Below are 17,852 nucleotides of genomic sequence, written 5' to 3'. Positions count from 1 at the left end.
GCAATCAGGAATAAGAAAAGTTTTATGACGCAACAGGAGTTTCAGCAGATAGCACATACAATACCTCTTCAACCCGGCATCTATAAATATTTTGATGCGGATGACACATTACTGTATGTAGGGAAAGCGAAAGAATTACGTAAAAGGGTGAGTTCTTATTTCTCGAAAACCTTCACTTCTTATAAAACCCATGAACTGGTTCAACGAATTCGACGCATCGAATTCACCATTGTAGATTCTGAGCAGGATGCTTTTTTATTGGAAAACTCTTTGATCAAAGAATACCAGCCTCGTTTTAACATCAATCTGAAAGATGATAAAACCTATCCTTATATCGTCATCAAAAAAGAACCATTTCCCCGCATCTTTCTTACCAGAAAAAAAATCAACGATGGATCAGAATATTTAGGTCCATTTACATCCAGTGGTAAGGTCAGGGAGCTGATCAGTTTCATCAGACAATATATTCCTTTACGTACTTGTAAATTGAATTTGAGTGATACACAAATCAAAAGAGGCAAGTACAAAGTTTGTTTAGAATATCATCTTGGTAACTGTAAGGGCCCCTGCGAAGGACTCCAGGATACTGCATCATATGATGAAGGATTACAACAGGTACGAAATATTTTGAAAGGAAATCTTGGCTCGGTGATCAACCACTTTAAAAAACAGATGCAAGCATATGCGCTGAATCTTGAATTCGAAAAAGCCGAGTTGATCAGAAAAAAAATTGAACACCTTGAAAACTATCAGTCTACATCTGTAGTCGTTAGTAAACATCTCAGCAGCCTTGATGTCTTTGCCATTTTAAAAGATGGAGATACTGCTTATGTCAGTTATCTCATGGTACAGAATGGAACAATCGTTCAAACACATACAGTACCATTAGAAACAAAACTGGAAGAAACAGAGGAAGAAGTATTAAGTTTTGCGATCAATAGGATGCGGGCGGATTTCAATAGTTTATCCAAAGAGATCATCGTTCCATTTGAAATTGAATATCCTGACCCAACAGTATCATTTACAATACCCAAAGGTGGCGATAAAAAGAAACTGTTGGACCTGGCACTTAAAAATGTAAATTATTTCCAGGAAGAATTACGGCGAAAGAAAGTATTACACCTGGAAGGACGTACAGACATGGAAAAGAAAAAGGTCTTGTACGAATTACAGGAATATTTGCATTTGCAGGAAACACCTGTACATATTGAATGCTTTGATAACTCGAACTTTCAGGGAAGTTATCCGGTATCAGCTATGGTATGTTTCAGAGATGGCTTACCCAGTAAAAAAGATTACCGGCATTATAATGTAAAGACAGTAAAGGGTATCAATGATTTTGCCACCATGAAAGAAGTGGTATACAGAAGGTATAAGCGATTATTGACAGAAGAAACATCTTTACCGCAATTGGTGATCATTGACGGAGGAAAAGGGCAATTAAGTGCAGCCATGGAAAGTATTCATGAATTGAATTTACATGGAAGCCTAACGGTTGTTGGATTGGCAAAGAATGAAGAAGAGATCTTTTTTCCCGGAGATTCTGCATCCATCAAATTACCATGGGATAGTGATGCACTAAAACTGGTTCGAAGAATACGCGATGAAGTGCACCGATTTGGAATCACTTTTCACCGAAATCAACGATCGAAAGGAACATTCAAAAATGAATTGGAACAAATAGAAGGAATCGGGAAACAGACAATTACTCTTTTGTTAAAAGAATTCAAGTCAGTGAAGAATATTAAAAACGCTGATAAGGAGCAAATTATTGCCTTAATAGGCAACAAAAGAGCTGAGGCTATATTTTCTTTTTTCGACGGAAAAGAGGGTCAGGATTAAAATAAAAAAGGGGTCAGGATAGAAATCCAACCCCGTTTTTAAAATCCAATATCCTATGAAAAACCGTGGTAAAGTTAAGGAATCCCTTCAATTAACCAATATTCAAATTTGAAAAATCATATTATAAGGTATTTTTAATCGAAAAGGGAGCCCATGGACTCCCTTTTCATTATAACAAGTTGATTATTAAGTATTAATACTGCCAGAGATCTTGTTCATAGTTGAACAAACGTTCTTTAATATTCTCTCCTTCCAGCAACCTAAATAATGGATCTCGGATCAAGGCACTGAGGAAGCGATCGCTAGGATTATTGCTGCTTGTTTTCACAATATAGCTTCCAAAAAAGCGGCTTTCGAAGAGTTCTTCCCAGGTCATTCTACCGGCATAATTCTTTGTATTATAGACATTGTATTTGGTCAGGGTTTTACGCAGATCAGGGTAATAGATCCAGAAAAGGGTTCTGGGTGTTGACTTACCATTGATCACCAGTTTGGCTACAGGTGCGATACCGATGATTCGAACAAACATGCGGCTGGCTTCTTTATCAAAGATCCATTGTTCTTTTAAACGGAACGTATAGATAGAATCAGGATTCGGAGCAAACTTGGTATCATAAATCACAGCGGTGTCTACAACATTCGGATTGTCTGCATTCTGTACAAGCTGTGTATCCAGACGTCCTTTCAGCATTTTAGTGATATCCTCGTAAGACATGGGTTTTGTAAAACGATCATCCCCACCTTCTGCTGAAAAAGGAACAACGCTGTCGTTCTTGATTGCACTCAATAAGATCGAGAAGAAACGCTGATCACCCAGATCATCTTTACCGGGATACATGAATGGCTGGTTTACTTTCTCACGAGCATCGATCTCTCTCCAGATGAATTCACTGAATAACCAGTCATCTTCACGAAGGTGTTCATATTCCAGTGGACGTTTTTCTCTTGTCTGACTGCGATCTGCTGCTGTTTCATTACGAAGACTGCGCGGAACTACTTCACCAAAACCGCCAACGATAGTGGTATCAACGGTTTTACCGGGTTTAATCGTAGCCGGGTCTACAGCAGGTTTATTGGCATTAGCTGTCGCTGCAGGCTTAGTAGTATCTCGTTTGTTAGCGAGTGAATCGGCCGCATTTCTGGGGCGATTATTATTGGGCCGCAGATTGAATTGTGCCATAGCAGTAGTACCTGCCAGCAATGAAACGGTAATGCACAATAAAAATGTCTTTTTCATAACCACTGCTTTATTGCAATATGAATGTAATATTCTGATCTATTTTTCTGGTTCCTCCACCCGGTTGTTTCAATTTGATTTCACCGATCGTAACCGTTGTACCTGGTTGACAGCGTTTAATCAGATTTTGTGCGTCGCCGGTGAATGAAGGACCATTTACTTCCGCAAACTCTGGTTCATCAAATCCTTTTCCTGTACAGATCAACATGTAACTCAACACCTCAAATTTTACGCCTTCGAAAACGAAATCACGCAAGTCAGCGATCACCCCTCTTTGAACACGAAATACATTGGCATTCATGGTTCCGCCAGCACTTCCACCAACTATTGCGATCGGGTCGGGTACACGTTTAACAGGGATAGCAATTCTTTGTGTATTCTTACCATCAGTAGCCACAACATTCACTGTGCCCAGTTGATTACAGGTTACAATGTATTGACCTGCTCCTGATTTTGTAAGTGTTGCACCTGCACCTTCAATACTCACTTTTACTTTTTCATCACCACCACCACCGGTAACACTCAACGGATTTTCAAGACCTTGATAAAATACGCGTGTTTTGTCTGTTGAAACCACCAATCCTGATGGAACACCGACAGTATATCGAACTTCTTTTTCAACCACTGAAGAAGTACCATCCGGTTTCAGGTAAGAGATACGTACTTTCTTCACACCTGCTCCGGAATTACTTACACGTGTTTTATATTCAGCAGCACCTTCTGCATTCAAAGGAACTGCAACACCATCTACAGTGATATTAGGCTTCGCTGCTTTACTGAATGCACCGATACCGGCTGTGATCACAAGTTCTTCTCCTGGCATCAGGTATTGAGAATTGGTTCCTGCAAATGCCTGAAACTCGTCATAAATAAGTTCTACCTGTCCGATCTGACGATGACAAAATTCAACCGCTTGTGATTCACTGTTTTTCACGTCATTCTGAAACTTACTCAGAATGGTGATAGCAGCTACTGTTGGCGTCATATGAAAATATCCATATGCCCAATCACCTTTACCTGCTTCGCTGGAAGTAGGCAATGGAGTCAGGTCAAGTGGTAAAGAAGCACTGATCTCTTTTGCCATTTCCGGATCAATTGCCAGTAATTGTTTTTTGAACTCAGTCAATCGATTGAACAACTCCTTTCCTTTTCCTTTTCCATTGGGTGGCTCAGAAATGAACATACGAGTTGCGGCATCCAGATTATCTTCTTTGTATGATTCTTTTCCATCCTCACCTACTGTCAATCCAGATTCTTCTTTCAATTCTTTTTTCAAAGCCTCCATATAGTTATACAAATCAGCTGCCAGCTTCTTAGCTTGTTGCGCTTTGGGTAACCATATTTGAGCTTTTTCTCTTGTTTTTGGATCTTCTATTTTTGCCTGGAAAGACCTGAATATCTCTTCATTTTTCTTCTCCACAATTCCGCTGGCCGTCATAAGGCTCCTGTCTACCGTTTTAAAGGCGTTCAGGATCTCAGATGATACATTCAGTGCCAACAATGCTGTAAGCACGAGGTACATCATATTGATCATCTTCTGCCTCGGTTCCTTGGGTAATGCCATTTATATAAAGTTTTCTATACGGTTTATAATAGGTTTTGGTAACAGGATATATTATGCACGTCCTTGCATAGCTGTTAACATATTGCCATATACCTGATTCAATTTACCCAGGTTATTTGCCAAAGCAGCAATTTGCTCTTTCGCCTTCATGGCATCATCTGCACTGCTAGACATTGCTGCAGAAGCTTGTGCCAGTTTACCATAGAATTGATTCAATGCTTTCAAATGGTTATTGCTTTCCTGTAATTCCAATTCATAAATGGTATTCAGAGAAGACAAATTTTTAGTCAATACCTGTACCTGCTCATGGAATTGTTTGGTTCCTTCTGAAGCACTATTGAAACCTGACAATGATTGTGTTGCCTGATTAACAGCTCCAGAGATAGATGAGAATGCGGTAGTAGCTTCTTTGGCTTTCGCAGAAAAATCTCCTGTTGATTTAACCACATCGCTGATCTCTCCCATATTATCTACTGTAGCTCCCAATTTTTGAAAACTGGCACTCAACTTAGATAAATTAGCCGGAGTAATATCTGCTTGCTGCAACATATCATCCAAACTTTTCAAAGCAGGATTGCCAGCAGCAACTGGTGCAGCAGCGGGCGCGCCCATATCAGGAGGAGGTAAAATTGCGTATACCACGAAAATCAACGCCTCTGTTGTAAGACCGATTTTCAGTGCCCAATCAGCCCAAGACAGGTGAAGGATTTTTGCCATCGCACCAAAAATTACTACGGAAGCACCCAGACATACAATTACGTTTACAATTCGGTTTGTTGCGGGAGAAACACCTGAAGCCATAATCTTAAGTTTAGTTTTTAATAGTTATTTGGTCCTGTATCGTTTGGAGGATATGGGACGGATTTTATTTTTTTGATTTAGGAGCCAAGTCGATCACACAACGAAAACCGATGTATGATTTTGCGGTATCCTGATATTCATAATTACGAGTACTAACCTGGAGATAATAAGCAATATCTTTCCAGCTACCACCGCGCACTACTTTACGTTTCATTCGAGGTAAATCTGAATCAGTAGCTTCGATACGAACATCCGGGCTGAGATCTGACATAAAGTTGTAAGAACCTTCATAGAAATAAGAACCCGTCCATTCTGCTACGTTACCGGACATATTGTATAAACCAAAGTCGTTTGCCCAGTATGCATCAGCTTTCACAGTATAAAATCCACCATCTTCAGGATAGTTACCACGACCCGGTTTGAAGTTGGCAAGTAAACATCCTTTTTTGTTTCTAAGGTAATAAGCACCCCAAGGGAAAGGCGCATTGGTTCTGCCGCCACGTGCTGCATATTCCCATTCTGCTTCACTAGGTAAACGATAATCACCATCTACCGCAAACTTTTTCTTCTCCAACCAAGAGTTCTGATAGTGTGTACGCCAGTGGCAAAATGCTACTGCTTGTTTCCATGTCACTCCTACTACCGGATAATTACCATAAGAAGGGTGTGCGAAGTAGCGCTTGGTCATCGGCTCATTGTAGGAATAAGAGAAATCTCTGATCCAAACCAAAGTGTCGGGATATATTTTCTCATCATATTTTACGATGAAATCTTTTCTTGGTCTGTCAGCATTCTCACGCTTAGCAGCTTCCGGCAAGTTGAAATATTCAACTTTGTATTTGAGTTTACCTGGATCGATCTCATTTCTTCCAAATAAACGATTATCCGGAGCCAGATTCAACTCATTCAACTTTTCAATTGTTGCCTTATCATACCTGATCTGAGCTACTTTTCTCCAATCTACTGCAGAAGTATCATCTTCTTTATTGATACCACCACCGTATAAGATCTTAAAAGATAAAGAGTCACGCACCCAGTTTACGAACTGACGATATTGGTTATTGGTGATCTCAGTTGCATCCATCCAAAAACCCGGAATAGACATCGATCTATTCCTGTTGGTGTAATTGAAACTGATATCCTCATCACTGGGTCCCATATGAAAAGTTCCCGGTGGGATGTATACCATGTTTCTTGGCGTTGCCATACTAGGTCTGGCCGTTGGCGCTACTCCGTGCAACATACCGTCATCAGGTAGTCCTTTTGACTTCTTGCCCTTATTCAGAAAACATGAGCTAAGGCTCAGCGTGAATACGGCCAGGGTAATAGTAGTTAAATAACCTTTCATCTGTTCAACTTAATTTATGACAGTGACAAATATAAGTTTAGAAGTGCAGTTAAATGCAGCTTCTATTTTAAAACCAATAATTTCACAAGGCGGGTAAAGATGATTCCAGTAATGTCTGAATTTTTGTTTTCACTAACTGAATGAGGCTTTCAAGCCACTGTCAGTGAGCAAATTACCGTAATTCTTGTTACACAATTGCTAAAAAGTCAACTATTTTATCAGTAGTATAATCACTACAAGTAAAATTCTGACATACATACAACAAAACACCGCCGTTTTTGGGCATTTTTCCCATTAATAACGGGAAACTCTCTGTTTTAGTTTCCTCACATTGGAGTATTTTATAGGGACTATATTTCTCCAAAACCTGAGATAGGTATTGACCCGCTCCCTCACCCACTAAAGCAACCTCTTTCCAGCCTGTAACCTCTCCCTGTATCACCAATGCCCATACACCAAAAGAAGTAGGATATTTCACGATCGCCTGTGACAATGATCCTGTCATTCGCTCCATTCTTTGCAACCAATGCTTTTGGTCGAATACTCTTCCTAGGTATTGCAGATTGAAAGCCATAACGGCATTGCCGCTGGGTGTAGCCCCATCATAAACTTCTTTCTTCCGAACGATCACATCATTTTGCCCTGTTCTTGTATAGAAATAATATCCCGTTTCTTCCTCTCCAAATTCCTGATTCACTTGCTCCAGTAATGCTTTAGCTTTCAAAAGATACTGACCCTCTCCTGTTATCTCCTGTAAAAAAATATAGGCCTGTATCAGGTAGGCCAGGTCATCCAAAAATGCTGGGATCGTGGCTTTGCCGGCTTTATAGGTATGCTTCCAACTATTCTGGCTCACATCGTAAAACCTGTTCTCCAAAAAAGACATATTCCGAACAGCGATCTTTTTATAGACGTCATCGCCCAATGCCGCATATGCTTGCGAAAAAGCAATATTCATCAATGCATTCCAACCCAATAGTTGTTTGTCATCCAAAGAGGGACGAATCCTTTCGCTTCTTTTTTTCAGTAATGTTGACTTGATCTGCTCCAATTTCATCAACCACTCTTCCTCTTTCATACCATTTTCTTCTGCAAATGAAGAAGGTTGTTGTCGTACATGCAGGATATTGGTATGCTCCCAGTTTCCTTCCTCCGTTACACCATAGTATGCGCAACATAAGGCAGCATCTGCTTCAGACAATTCAGTCTCGATCTCTGTTTTTTGCCAGGTATAGAATTTCCCTTCTACGCCTTCGCTATCTGCATCGAGTGCACTATAAAAACCTTCTTCCGGATGCATGAGCTCACGCTGTACAAAGGTTAATGTTTCGCGAATGGCTCTTGCATATTTGGGCAACCGTGTTAACTGATAGGCTTCACACATGGTGCTTACCAGCAATGCATTATCATAGAGCATTTTTTCAAAGTGAGGCGCCAGCCACTCGGTATCAGTACTATATCGGGCAAACCCACCTCCTAACTGGTCATAAATACCTCCATCGATCATTTTATCGATACTTAACAATGCTTGTGTCAGTGATTCTTGATGATGGTTCAAATAATAGTGGCGAAGCAAGTATCGAATTGTAGCAGTCTGCGGAAATTTAGGCGCATTCCCAAAACCGCCCCATTCTGTATCTGCCTGCTTGAGCATGTTGGCACTGATATCTTCGAGCATTTCCTGATTGAATGCCCCTTCTGTTAGAACCGACCCAACTCCGAACTGATTTGATTTGAAAAGATGTGCGGTCAGTTTTTCTGCCTGCTGATCAATCTCTTCTCTTTTTTCTGTAAATGCTTTGTGTAATCCACTCAACACTTCCTTCCATGATGGTCTGTTATGTGCACGAACAGGCGGAAAATAAGTGCCTCCATAAAATGGTTTCGCATCCGGTGTCAGAAAAACATTCAAAGGCCATCCGCCACTGCCTGTCATAGCCTGAACCGCATCCATATAAATGTGATCAATATCGGGTCTTTCCTCTCTGTCTATTTTGATATTGATGTAGTGCTCATTCATCAATGCAGCTGTTTCTTCATCCTCAAAACTTTCTCTTTCCATCACGTGACACCAGTGACAAGCCGCATAACCAATACTCACTAAGATTGGCTTTTGTTCTTTTTTTGCCAATGCCAATGCTTCTTCTCCCCATGGATACCAGTTTACAGGGTTATGCGCATGTTGTAAAAGATAAGGACTCGTTTCATGAATCAATAAATTGGTATGCTGATGTGTCTTTGACATGAGTAGTATTTAAAATAGTGCGTAATGAATGTGCATCGTGAATGATCCGATGCTGATTCATGGTATACATTCTACAAAAAACCCCTTGACCATGCAAGGGGTTTATAAAAAAAGTCTGATTTATATTATTTTTTTGATACCGTTGAAGCAAGAAATTGATCCAACGCTGAAACCATACTTGGTTTTTGTGGCGATGGTACTTTGATCTCAAGTTTCAGCCCTGCATCTTCTACTGCTTTAGAAGTATTATTACCAAACGCTCCGATAACAGTTCCATTTTGTTTGAAATTAGGAGAGTTATCAAAGAGGCTTTTCACTCCACTCGGGGTGAAGAAACAGATCACATCATATTCTTTCCCTTCTATCACTTCTTTGATATCATTACTGATCGTTCTGTACATGAATGCCAGCTGGAACTCACAGTTGTTAGACTTCAACCATGTAACGATCTCATTGTCTTGCTGGTTCTCACTGCACACATAAAGGAACTTTTCATTCTCTTTATGCTTATTGATCACATCGAACATGCTCTTATTGGTACCATCAGCACCATAAAAAACCTTACGCTTGCGATATAAGATGAATTTTTGCAGATAGAGTGCTACCGCCTCGGTGATACAAAAATACTTGGTGTCTTGTCCGATGGTCACTTTCATCTCTTCACAAGTACGGAAGAAATGATCGATGGCATTCCTGCTGGTGAATATCACCGCAGAGTACTGCATAATATCGATCTTTTGTTTGCGAAATTCTTTGGCCGGTATCCCTTCCAGCTTAATAAAGGGATGAAATACCAACTCTACCTTGTACTTACGCTCAAGATCGAAATAAGGCGATTTATCGCTTTCGGGTCTAGGCTGTGAGATCAGGATTCTTCTTGCGGTTTTGGTCGCTCCTGATTGTTTGGATCCGTTCTTTACCATGCTTGCTTTCTGAGATTTTGCAAAATTAAAACCTTCCGCCGATATAATCAGCCATCAGTTTATATAAAACCAATAGTGGCAATATCTCCACAGCACAAAGGTATAGGAAAAAATGTAAAGCATTCACTTTCAATGTGTTCCTGATATTCGCAAAGGATACAACATAGCGATAAAGTAATAATACGCCCGTTAGCCCTACAGATATTGTAAAAGCCACTTCCCGTAGTGATGAGGTTGAAAATGCCATCAGGAAGAGAAAAGGGACCAAACTGATACCCAAAACCTTGTTCACCAAAAAAACGGTGAACGTGTAATTCATGGCTGCTTCTCTGGAATTGAATACCCAACCTGCAAACTGCAAAAACAGAAATTTACCGAAATACACAATGGCCAACAATCCTGCCCCAAAGAAGATCACATGCCAGAATGGGTAATCCAACCATTCGCGATGACGTATGATCAGTGCCCCATAAATACTGGTGCTAACAATAAATAAAAGATTAGCGAAAACAGATCCCAGGTTATCCTGTAATAATTGATCTCTAGTTTGTTTTTGTCGGAGTGAGGTTTGAAAAAACAACACAAACAGGTTCTTAAAATAACGAGGAAAAACAGATCGTATGAAAGCTAGTAACAATAACACTCCCATCAACAAATAAAATAAGTCGTCCAATGTTCGTGTTTCTCTGAAATCTGAGATCATGAACATGGGCTTTGCAGATAAAGGCAAATAAGGATGTGTCAGGTATTTGGCATATGTGCTGGTATCATTCGTTTTCACAGCGACTACCGGAATTGAAGATCGAAAGCTATCCGTAACAGTTGAATCTATCACTAAAGATGCAGAATCTGTATCACCGGTATTCACTAGCAAAGAATCTTGTTTCAGCTGACTGCCGGATACTTGTCTTGCGGAATCCAAACGAACCTTTTGTTGAGGTTTATTATTGCGTGCAGGCGTATCGCTCTGTGCAACAACCATTACCTGAAATAACAAGGTGAGAATAAATACAGTGAGTTGCTTTGTCAGGTTCATTGAATGCAAAAATAAGGGAGATTGGGTTATCGGGTGATTAGGTGATCGGGTAATCAGGTTATCGGGTACTAGGTACTGGGTATTGGGAATTTGGGGGAGTGTTTTTAAGTCACAAATAAAATACATCCCAATTCCCTGATCACCCGATCACCCGACTACCTGATCTCCCAACGACCTAGTATCTGAGAATCCTATCTTTGCATGATGGCAGGCATTTATATTCATGTTCCCTTTTGCAAGAAAGCTTGTCATTATTGCAACTTTCACTTTTCAACACTGCAACAGCTGAAGCCTGATCTGGTAGCAGCTATTTGCAAGGAGGCTTTACTTAGAAAAGAATTTATCAAGGAACCTATCAACACCATTTACTTTGGAGGCGGCACCCCTTCCTTGCTATCTGATTCGGAATTAGATCTTATCCTTGATACGATCAAAACCCATTATACTGTTTCACCAACTGCTGAAATAACCCTTGAAGCAAATCCGGATGATATTGATGATGAAAAACTGATCCACTGGCGCCAGGCTGGTATCACCAGATTAAGTATTGGCATACAGTCTTTTTTTGAAGAAGATCTGCAATGGATGAACCGTGCGCATACCGCTACACAGGCAAAACATTGCATCGAACTGGCACAGACAGCCGGATTTCATAACCTGACCATTGATCTGATCTATGGCACTCCAGGACTCACAGATGAAAGATGGAAACAAAATATTGAAACAGCTTTAGCGCTTGGTATTCCTCATTTATCGTGTTACGCATTGACGGTTGAACCCAATACAGCTTTAGATCACATGGTACGTAAGGGAACAAAGGAAGAAGTAGATACAGATCATCAGGCCACTCAATTCAATATACTTACGCAAACCTTACAGGATGCAGGTTTTGAGCATTATGAGATATCTAATTTTGCCAAACCCGGATTTAGAAGTCAACATAATAGTAGCTATTGGCAAGGCAAACCTTATCTCGGAATAGGTCCTGCCGCTCACTCTTTTGATGGTCATCTTATCCGACAATGGAATATTGCCAATAATCCATTATACATAAGTAGTCTGCAACAGGGAATGGTTCCATTTGAATCTGAAACGCTTACGCCTGTTCAAAGAATCAATGAATACCTAATGACGAGCTTAAGAACCTTAGAAGGAATTGCATTGGATTTTTTAGAAAAAAATTGGGGAGAAGAAAGAAAGGAGGCTGTTATGAAAGCAGCACAAATGCATTTAGATCAACAAAATATACAGTTGCAAAATCAACACATCGTCTTAACAGCACAAGGAAAATTTTTAGCCGATGGAATTGCGGCAGATCTTTTTGTTGAATGATAGCCATTGTATGATACCGGATACAAGAAAATTCGGGTCGTGAAAACATGGGTTGGATACTTACAATGAGTAATCCGAAGCTAATTACTCATGACGCAGCAGTTTCCTCAAAAGATTGATCCCTATCACTGCACCGAGCAGTATCAGTAGTACCATAGGGCTTAATAAGGTGAATGAAACTGGCATGGAATAAAGTTACCAATTTTGTCAAACTAAAAAGCCTTCTATTTTCTTAAATCCATCAGCGGCAGAACGGTATTCCCATAATATCTCATAAATGGCTGAAGCTATGGGCATTAGCGCTTGAACGCTCTGGTTTGTACGGTAAATACATTTAGCAGCGTTGTACCCTTCCGCTACCATATTCAACTCCAATTGAGCTGCTTTTACAGAATATCCTTTTCCGATCATGTTGCCGAACGTACGGTTGCGGCTATACAAAGAATAACAAGTCACCAGCAGATCACCTAAATAAACAGATGCGGCATAGTTGTGTCCGGCTGCTGTTTCCACTCCTTCTTTCTCATTGAGTTTGCGTAAAAATGCAACCATTTCATTGGCACTGTTAGCGATATATACACTAAGAAAATTATCCCCGTATTCCAATCCATGAGCGATACCCGCACCCAATGCATAAATATTCTTGAGAACGGCTGCATATTGAACACCCACAACATCGTTGTTTACAACTGTATTAATGTATTCTGTTCTAAATGCATCGGCGATCTGCTGAGTAGTTGCTGCATCTTTTCCCGAAAATGTGAGATAAGATAATTTCTCTGATGCTACCTCTTCCGCATGACAAGGTCCCAGCAAAGCAATATAATTTTCTACCGGAAATTGAAAATGATTGAACAGGTATTCGTGCAACAATCTGTTATCAGTAGGTAAAATACCTTTAATAGCAGAAATGATTTTTTTTCCTTGAAGATCTTCCGGCTGCAGTTGTTCAAATACTTGTTCTGCAAAGGCAGAGGGTACGGCTATTACCAAAGCATCTACTGCCTGCACTACATCTTTCAGCTGACTGCTAAGGACTAATTGTGATGGATTGAAGTATGCAGCACTGAGGTAGTGAGGATTGTGTTTTCTCTTTTCGATGTACTGAATGGTTTCTGCATTCCTGACCCACCAGTAAATATTGCTTCCATTATCTGTCAGAATTTTGGCCAACGCTGTAGCCCAACTTCCACTACCAATGATTCCATATCGCATGCATCAAAGAATTGTTCCTTTGCGAAGATAGGAATTGTAGGGAATGCGTGTGGGGTATCGCCCATTGATCATGAAATGCTGAATGCAAGATCATTATTGAGCGAACAAAATCAGTATAGCTGATATTATAAATTAATAGCTCCGGAAGATGTCCGGAGCTATTAAAATCTTTATTTTCTTTATTTCTTATCTACCTATTCTTTTTTCTTTTCTTCAAACAGCTTATCCTTCGGTACTACTTTTACAAGATTTCCGTCTTTTAAGATCTTACTTACTGTGTTAAAGGGACCAGTCACCACTTGATCTCCATCATTCAGTCCTTCAAGGACTTCAATATAGTTGAGATCCTGAATCGCAGTCTTGACTTTTACTTTTTTGACTTTATTGTCTTTCTGAACAACGAATACGACTTCTTCTACCGCTTCATCATCAATACCGGTTTTATCATCAGTTGATGAACTTGTCTTGGATTTATCATTCTTTTCATCACTGTTTTTTTCACGAGTGGTCACTGCATTCAATGGAACCGCCAGTACATTTTGTTTGGTATTGGTTTGAATATCAGCACTTGCACTCATACCCGGACGAAAAGGAAATGCTCTGCCGGGAATCATCATATCCTTGTAACTATCCGGAATAAGTCGGATATGCACTTTATAATTAGTGACTTCAGTACTGGTTACAGCAGTACCGGTTGATTGAGTATTTGGGTTAGCGATTTTATACACCAATCCTTTGAACTTACGATTGGTATAAGCATCTACTTCTACCAATGCGGTATCACCTAGTTTTACTTTTGGAATATCATTTTCACCGACATCAACACGGATCTCAATGCTACGCATATCAGCTACACGCATCATTTCTGTACCGGCCATTTGCGCAGTTCCTACTACTCTTTCTCCCTTTTTTACAGCTAATAAACTAATGACTCCATCCATAGGTGCTACCAGGGTAGTTCTGGATAGATCTTTATTAGCTCTTGCCAACTGCGCCTCAGCACCCATAATAGCAGCCTCAGTTCCTTTCAGACCTTCTGTTGCTGCTTTGTAATTTGCTTCTGCTGTACGATACGCCTGCTCTGCCTGATCATACTCCTGACGTGAAGTTACTTTCTCTGTATACAATTTTCTTTGACGTTCAAAAGCAGCTTTTGCATTATCCAATATTGCTTTCAATCCAGGGATATTGGCAGTGGAATTAGACAGCTGTGCTTTAGCCTGCTCAACACCTGCGGCAAACTGATCTCGCTGGGTAGAATAAATATCTGCATAGATACGTGCAAGAACCTGTCCTTTACGAACACTATCTCCTTCATTCACATTCAATTCAATGATCTCTCCACTCACATCCGGACTAACTTTCACCTCAATTTCTGGATATACTTTACCACTGGCATTCACAGTTTCGATGATGGTTCTGAGCGCTGCTTTTTCTGCAGATACATTCAATCCTTCATCTTTCCCGATGACGCCTGTTTTTTTCAGTCCAATAAATGTACCCACAACAACCACTAACCCCACAATTGTCCACAAAAGTTTTTTGTTCATAATGATTTTCTTTTAGATCTGCGATACGTATGCTTGGGTTACAGTTTTAGCCCTTGACCTTTATAAAATTCCAGTACTTTCATTTTAAACACATAATCATACTGGTTACTCAATTGTTGCACTTTGGCACGAAGCAAGTTATTTTGATTCGTGATCAGATCCAATGATCCTAATAAACCTACTTCATAGCGTCTCAATGCAAAATCATATGCTTTCTGTGCATTCTCAACTGCTTTCTTTCCGGCATTGAATTTTTGTAACGCTGCTGTAGCATTATTATATGCGGTATAAATATCTTGTTTCAGTTTAAGATCTGCCTGCGTTTTTTGCAATTCAACGTTTCTAAGATCTAGCTTCGAACGCTGATAGGCAATTTTACTTTGTCCATTGTTAAAAATCGGAACCGATAAATTGATGCCGACATTCTGTCCAAAGTTGTTACTGATTTGATTGCTCCACCCATCCCATAATCCACCAAAACTTCTGCTTTGCTGATTGAAGCGATAGAGCGGTTCCTGAACATAATAATCAACATTGCTCACTGTAACTTTTGGTTCTGCACCAGTCACAGGGCGGTATCCCAAGAAAGTAAATCCGGTTGTTTGTTTAAAAGAGTTGGAAAAGTTACTGGTCAGATTCCCTCCGAAAGTAAGCGTAGGATACATCTGTCCTTTTGCTGCCAAAACTGATTTCTGTGCTGCTTTGATTCTGAAATCATTGGCTTTTTGCAGTGGCTGGGAAGTCATTGCTAATTGGTACACCAATTCCGGTTGTAAATCACCAAAACTTTCCAGTGGAATACTTTCTACCGGTGGAGTATCAATTTCAAAAGCGATTGCCGGATCAAGATTCAGCAATCCTTTGAGGTTTAAAATATTCAATTCATAATTGGTAACGGCTGTAACATAATTACTGCTATCATTTGCCAATTGTGCTTCAATTTCAGCCTGGTTCAATTCCGGCAAAACACCGGCTTCTACTCTTTTCTTGGTTATATCCAACTGTGATTGTGATTGAGCGATCTGTACCTGTGTTATTTTCACTTGCTCGCGCGCTGCCAATATCTGCAAATAAAAATTAGCCACATTCAGGGATACATCATTTGCTGCTCTTTCTACTTCCGCCAACGCTGCTTTTGCATTCAGATCAGCAGCTTGTAAAGTGTAACGCAGACTTCCGTTGTTATACAATTGAATACTTGCATTCATCCCAAAGTTCTGATACAGAAATTGATTGGTAGAGAACTGGTTCGTGGTAGGATCGATTGATCGACCAAAACGTACACCGGTTCCAGAATTCATATTCAATGAAGGGTATTGGCTCAGCTTCGCCTGTCGTGCCTGCAAGGCACTGATCCGCGCTTGTATATCAGCTTGCTTTACAGAAATATTATTCTGTGTAGCATAATCCACACATTTTCGCAGGTCCCATTTCTCATTGGTTGTCTGAGCCTGTACTTGTAATAAGATACCACATCCAAGAAGGGTCAATAGCTTCTTCATATATAACAAAAATAGCGGTTTCCCGAGCAGATCGGTAAATTTCTGATGGACGGGGATAAGGCAATAGATTCCGTTAATAAAATGTTATGAAAGGTCGTTTATTACATCAAAAGCCTGTTTCAAATCGGCCATAATATATTCCGGTTCCTCCAATCCCACATACAAACGAAAACTCCTGTGCAATGCCAGCTCCGGATTAAAGTCTGCCCGCTGCAGCCCAGCACACTTTGGAATGATCAGGGATTCATGTCCGCCCCAACTCACTGCCATTAATATGTGTTTCAGGCTGTTACAGAATTTCTCGATGGTTTCACAAGATTGGGTTCGAATGGTAAAAGTCAGTAAACCACAACCGCCTTTCATCTGCGTTTTCGCCAATGCATATTGCGGAAAAGAAGGATGTAATGGAAAAATGACCTCTTCAACACGCGGATGAGATAACAGGAAATCTATTACTAATTGAGTGGTGCGAGTGATCCGCTCCAATCTTGCAGGCAAAGTTCTCAGCCCTCTGATCAGTAACCATGCATTGAATGGTTGGATCCCCGATCCTATATTATTGTATTCACTATTAAAAATGCGTTCGATTTGTTTGCTGCTGCCACTTAACACCCCCGCCACCACATCACTATGTCCACTAATATATTTTGTAGCTGATTGCAGTACCAGATCGATCCCTAATTCATACGGTTTTTGATACAAAGGCGTACAATAACTGTTATCACAGATGGTTACAATATTCTTTGACCGAGCCAGTTTTGCAACTGCAGTAAGATCCTGCAGATCGAACATCCAACTATTGGGCGACTCCAGATAAATGATACGTGTATTCGGCTGAATTGCATTTTCAAAATTCTCGATCAGCCGTCCATCAATATATGTCACTGTTATACCGAACCGCGGAAGGATCTCATCAAACATCTTTCTTGCCCATGTATAAGGATCTTTCACACTGACAATATGATCCCCCGTTTTCACATTCGCTAAAACCGATGCAAAAATGGCTGCAGCTCCACTATTAAAGACCAAACAATCTTCCGCTCCATCTAATGCTGCCAGTTTCTTGCGCAAGATCTCTACAGTTGGATTCAACCCTCGACTGTACAACCACCCTCCATATTCATTTTCGAAAGCCTTACGAAGATCGTCGACTGTTTTAAAAGCAAAATTGCTGGTTTGCACGATCGGTGGCGACACCGCACGAAAATATTCATCACGATCCTCTCCCAACTCATTCAAGATGTATGAAATATCCAT

13 protein-coding genes are annotated in these 17,852 nt (G+C 40.3%); 2 read left to right on the top strand and 11 right to left on the bottom strand.

What is annotated here, in order from left to right; genetic code table 11:
- Positions 1-24 precede the first annotated feature (24 nt).
- Positions 25-1,842 (top strand): excinuclease ABC subunit UvrC, encoded by a 1,818-nt coding sequence (gene uvrC, locus ABXG83_RS12150; protein WP_353549135.1) that lies wholly within the window; start codon positions 25-27, stop codon positions 1,840-1,842.
- Positions 1,843-2,035: 193 nt separating this feature from the next.
- Here uvrC and gldN read toward each other — a convergent pair whose 3' ends face one another.
- The 7 genes from gldN to ABXG83_RS12115 all read right to left on the bottom strand — a co-directional run bounded on the left by gldN (position 2,036) and on the right by ABXG83_RS12115 (position 10,996).
- Positions 2,036-3,079 (bottom strand): gliding motility protein GldN, encoded by a 1,044-nt coding sequence (gene gldN, locus ABXG83_RS12145; RefSeq protein WP_353549134.1) that lies wholly within the window; start codon positions 3,077-3,079, stop codon positions 2,036-2,038.
- A 10-nt stretch (positions 3,080-3,089) separates the two neighbouring features.
- Positions 3,090-4,643: a GldM family protein gene (locus ABXG83_RS12140; RefSeq protein WP_353549133.1), complete on the bottom strand. Its 1,554-nt coding sequence runs from the start codon at positions 4,641-4,643 to the stop codon at positions 3,090-3,092.
- A 51-nt stretch (positions 4,644-4,694) separates the two neighbouring features.
- Positions 4,695-5,444, bottom strand: a complete 750-nt coding sequence (gene gldL / locus ABXG83_RS12135; protein WP_353549132.1) for a gliding motility protein GldL — start codon at positions 5,442-5,444, stop codon at positions 4,695-4,697.
- Positions 5,445-5,508: 64 nt separating this feature from the next.
- Positions 5,509-6,792: an SUMF1/EgtB/PvdO family nonheme iron enzyme gene (locus ABXG83_RS12130; RefSeq protein ID WP_353549131.1), complete on the bottom strand. Its 1,284-nt coding sequence runs from the start codon at positions 6,790-6,792 to the stop codon at positions 5,509-5,511.
- Between the two features lie 187 nt (positions 6,793-6,979).
- On the bottom strand, positions 6,980-9,037 hold the full coding sequence (locus ABXG83_RS12125; RefSeq protein ID WP_353549130.1) for a thioredoxin domain-containing protein: 2,058 nt from the start codon (positions 9,035-9,037) through the stop codon (positions 6,980-6,982).
- Positions 9,038-9,162: 125 nt separating this feature from the next.
- Complete coding sequence (locus ABXG83_RS12120; protein WP_353549129.1) at positions 9,163-9,960, bottom strand: uroporphyrinogen-III synthase; 798 nt, start codon at positions 9,958-9,960, stop codon at positions 9,163-9,165.
- Positions 9,961-9,985: 25 nt separating this feature from the next.
- Positions 9,986-10,996, bottom strand: a complete 1,011-nt coding sequence (locus ABXG83_RS12115) for a DUF4271 domain-containing protein (protein ID WP_353549128.1) — start codon at positions 10,994-10,996, stop codon at positions 9,986-9,988.
- A gap of 204 nt (positions 10,997-11,200) precedes the next feature.
- Here ABXG83_RS12115 and hemW point away from each other — a divergent pair, with 204 nt between their 5' ends.
- Complete coding sequence (gene hemW, locus ABXG83_RS12110; protein WP_353549127.1) at positions 11,201-12,328, top strand: radical SAM family heme chaperone HemW; 1,128 nt, start codon at positions 11,201-11,203, stop codon at positions 12,326-12,328.
- A 207-nt stretch (positions 12,329-12,535) separates the two neighbouring features.
- Here hemW and ABXG83_RS12105 read toward each other — a convergent pair whose 3' ends face one another.
- From ABXG83_RS12105 to ABXG83_RS12090, 4 genes are all read right to left on the bottom strand, one after another.
- A complete protein-coding gene (locus tag ABXG83_RS12105) occupies positions 12,536-13,543 on the bottom strand; it encodes an NAD(P)H-dependent glycerol-3-phosphate dehydrogenase (protein ID WP_353549126.1) in 1,008 nt (335 codons plus the stop codon).
- Between the two features lie 194 nt (positions 13,544-13,737).
- Positions 13,738-15,093: an efflux RND transporter periplasmic adaptor subunit gene (locus tag ABXG83_RS12100; RefSeq protein ID WP_353549125.1), complete on the bottom strand. Its 1,356-nt coding sequence runs from the start codon at positions 15,091-15,093 to the stop codon at positions 13,738-13,740.
- 38 nt (positions 15,094-15,131) lie between these two features.
- On the bottom strand, positions 15,132-16,595 hold the full coding sequence (locus tag ABXG83_RS12095; RefSeq protein ID WP_353549124.1) for a TolC family protein: 1,464 nt from the start codon (positions 16,593-16,595) through the stop codon (positions 15,132-15,134).
- Positions 16,596-16,679: 84 nt separating this feature from the next.
- Entirely contained in the window at positions 16,680-17,852 is a 1,173-nt protein-coding gene (locus tag ABXG83_RS12090; RefSeq protein ID WP_353549123.1) for a PLP-dependent aspartate aminotransferase family protein, read from the bottom strand.

It is taken from the genome of Sediminibacterium sp. KACHI17 (assembly GCF_040362915.1).
Taxonomy (GTDB): Bacteria; Bacteroidota; Bacteroidia; order Chitinophagales; family Chitinophagaceae; genus Sediminibacterium.
The sequence above is the reverse complement of the archived record's forward strand: the minus strand, read 5'-3'. Positions and strand labels throughout refer to the sequence as shown.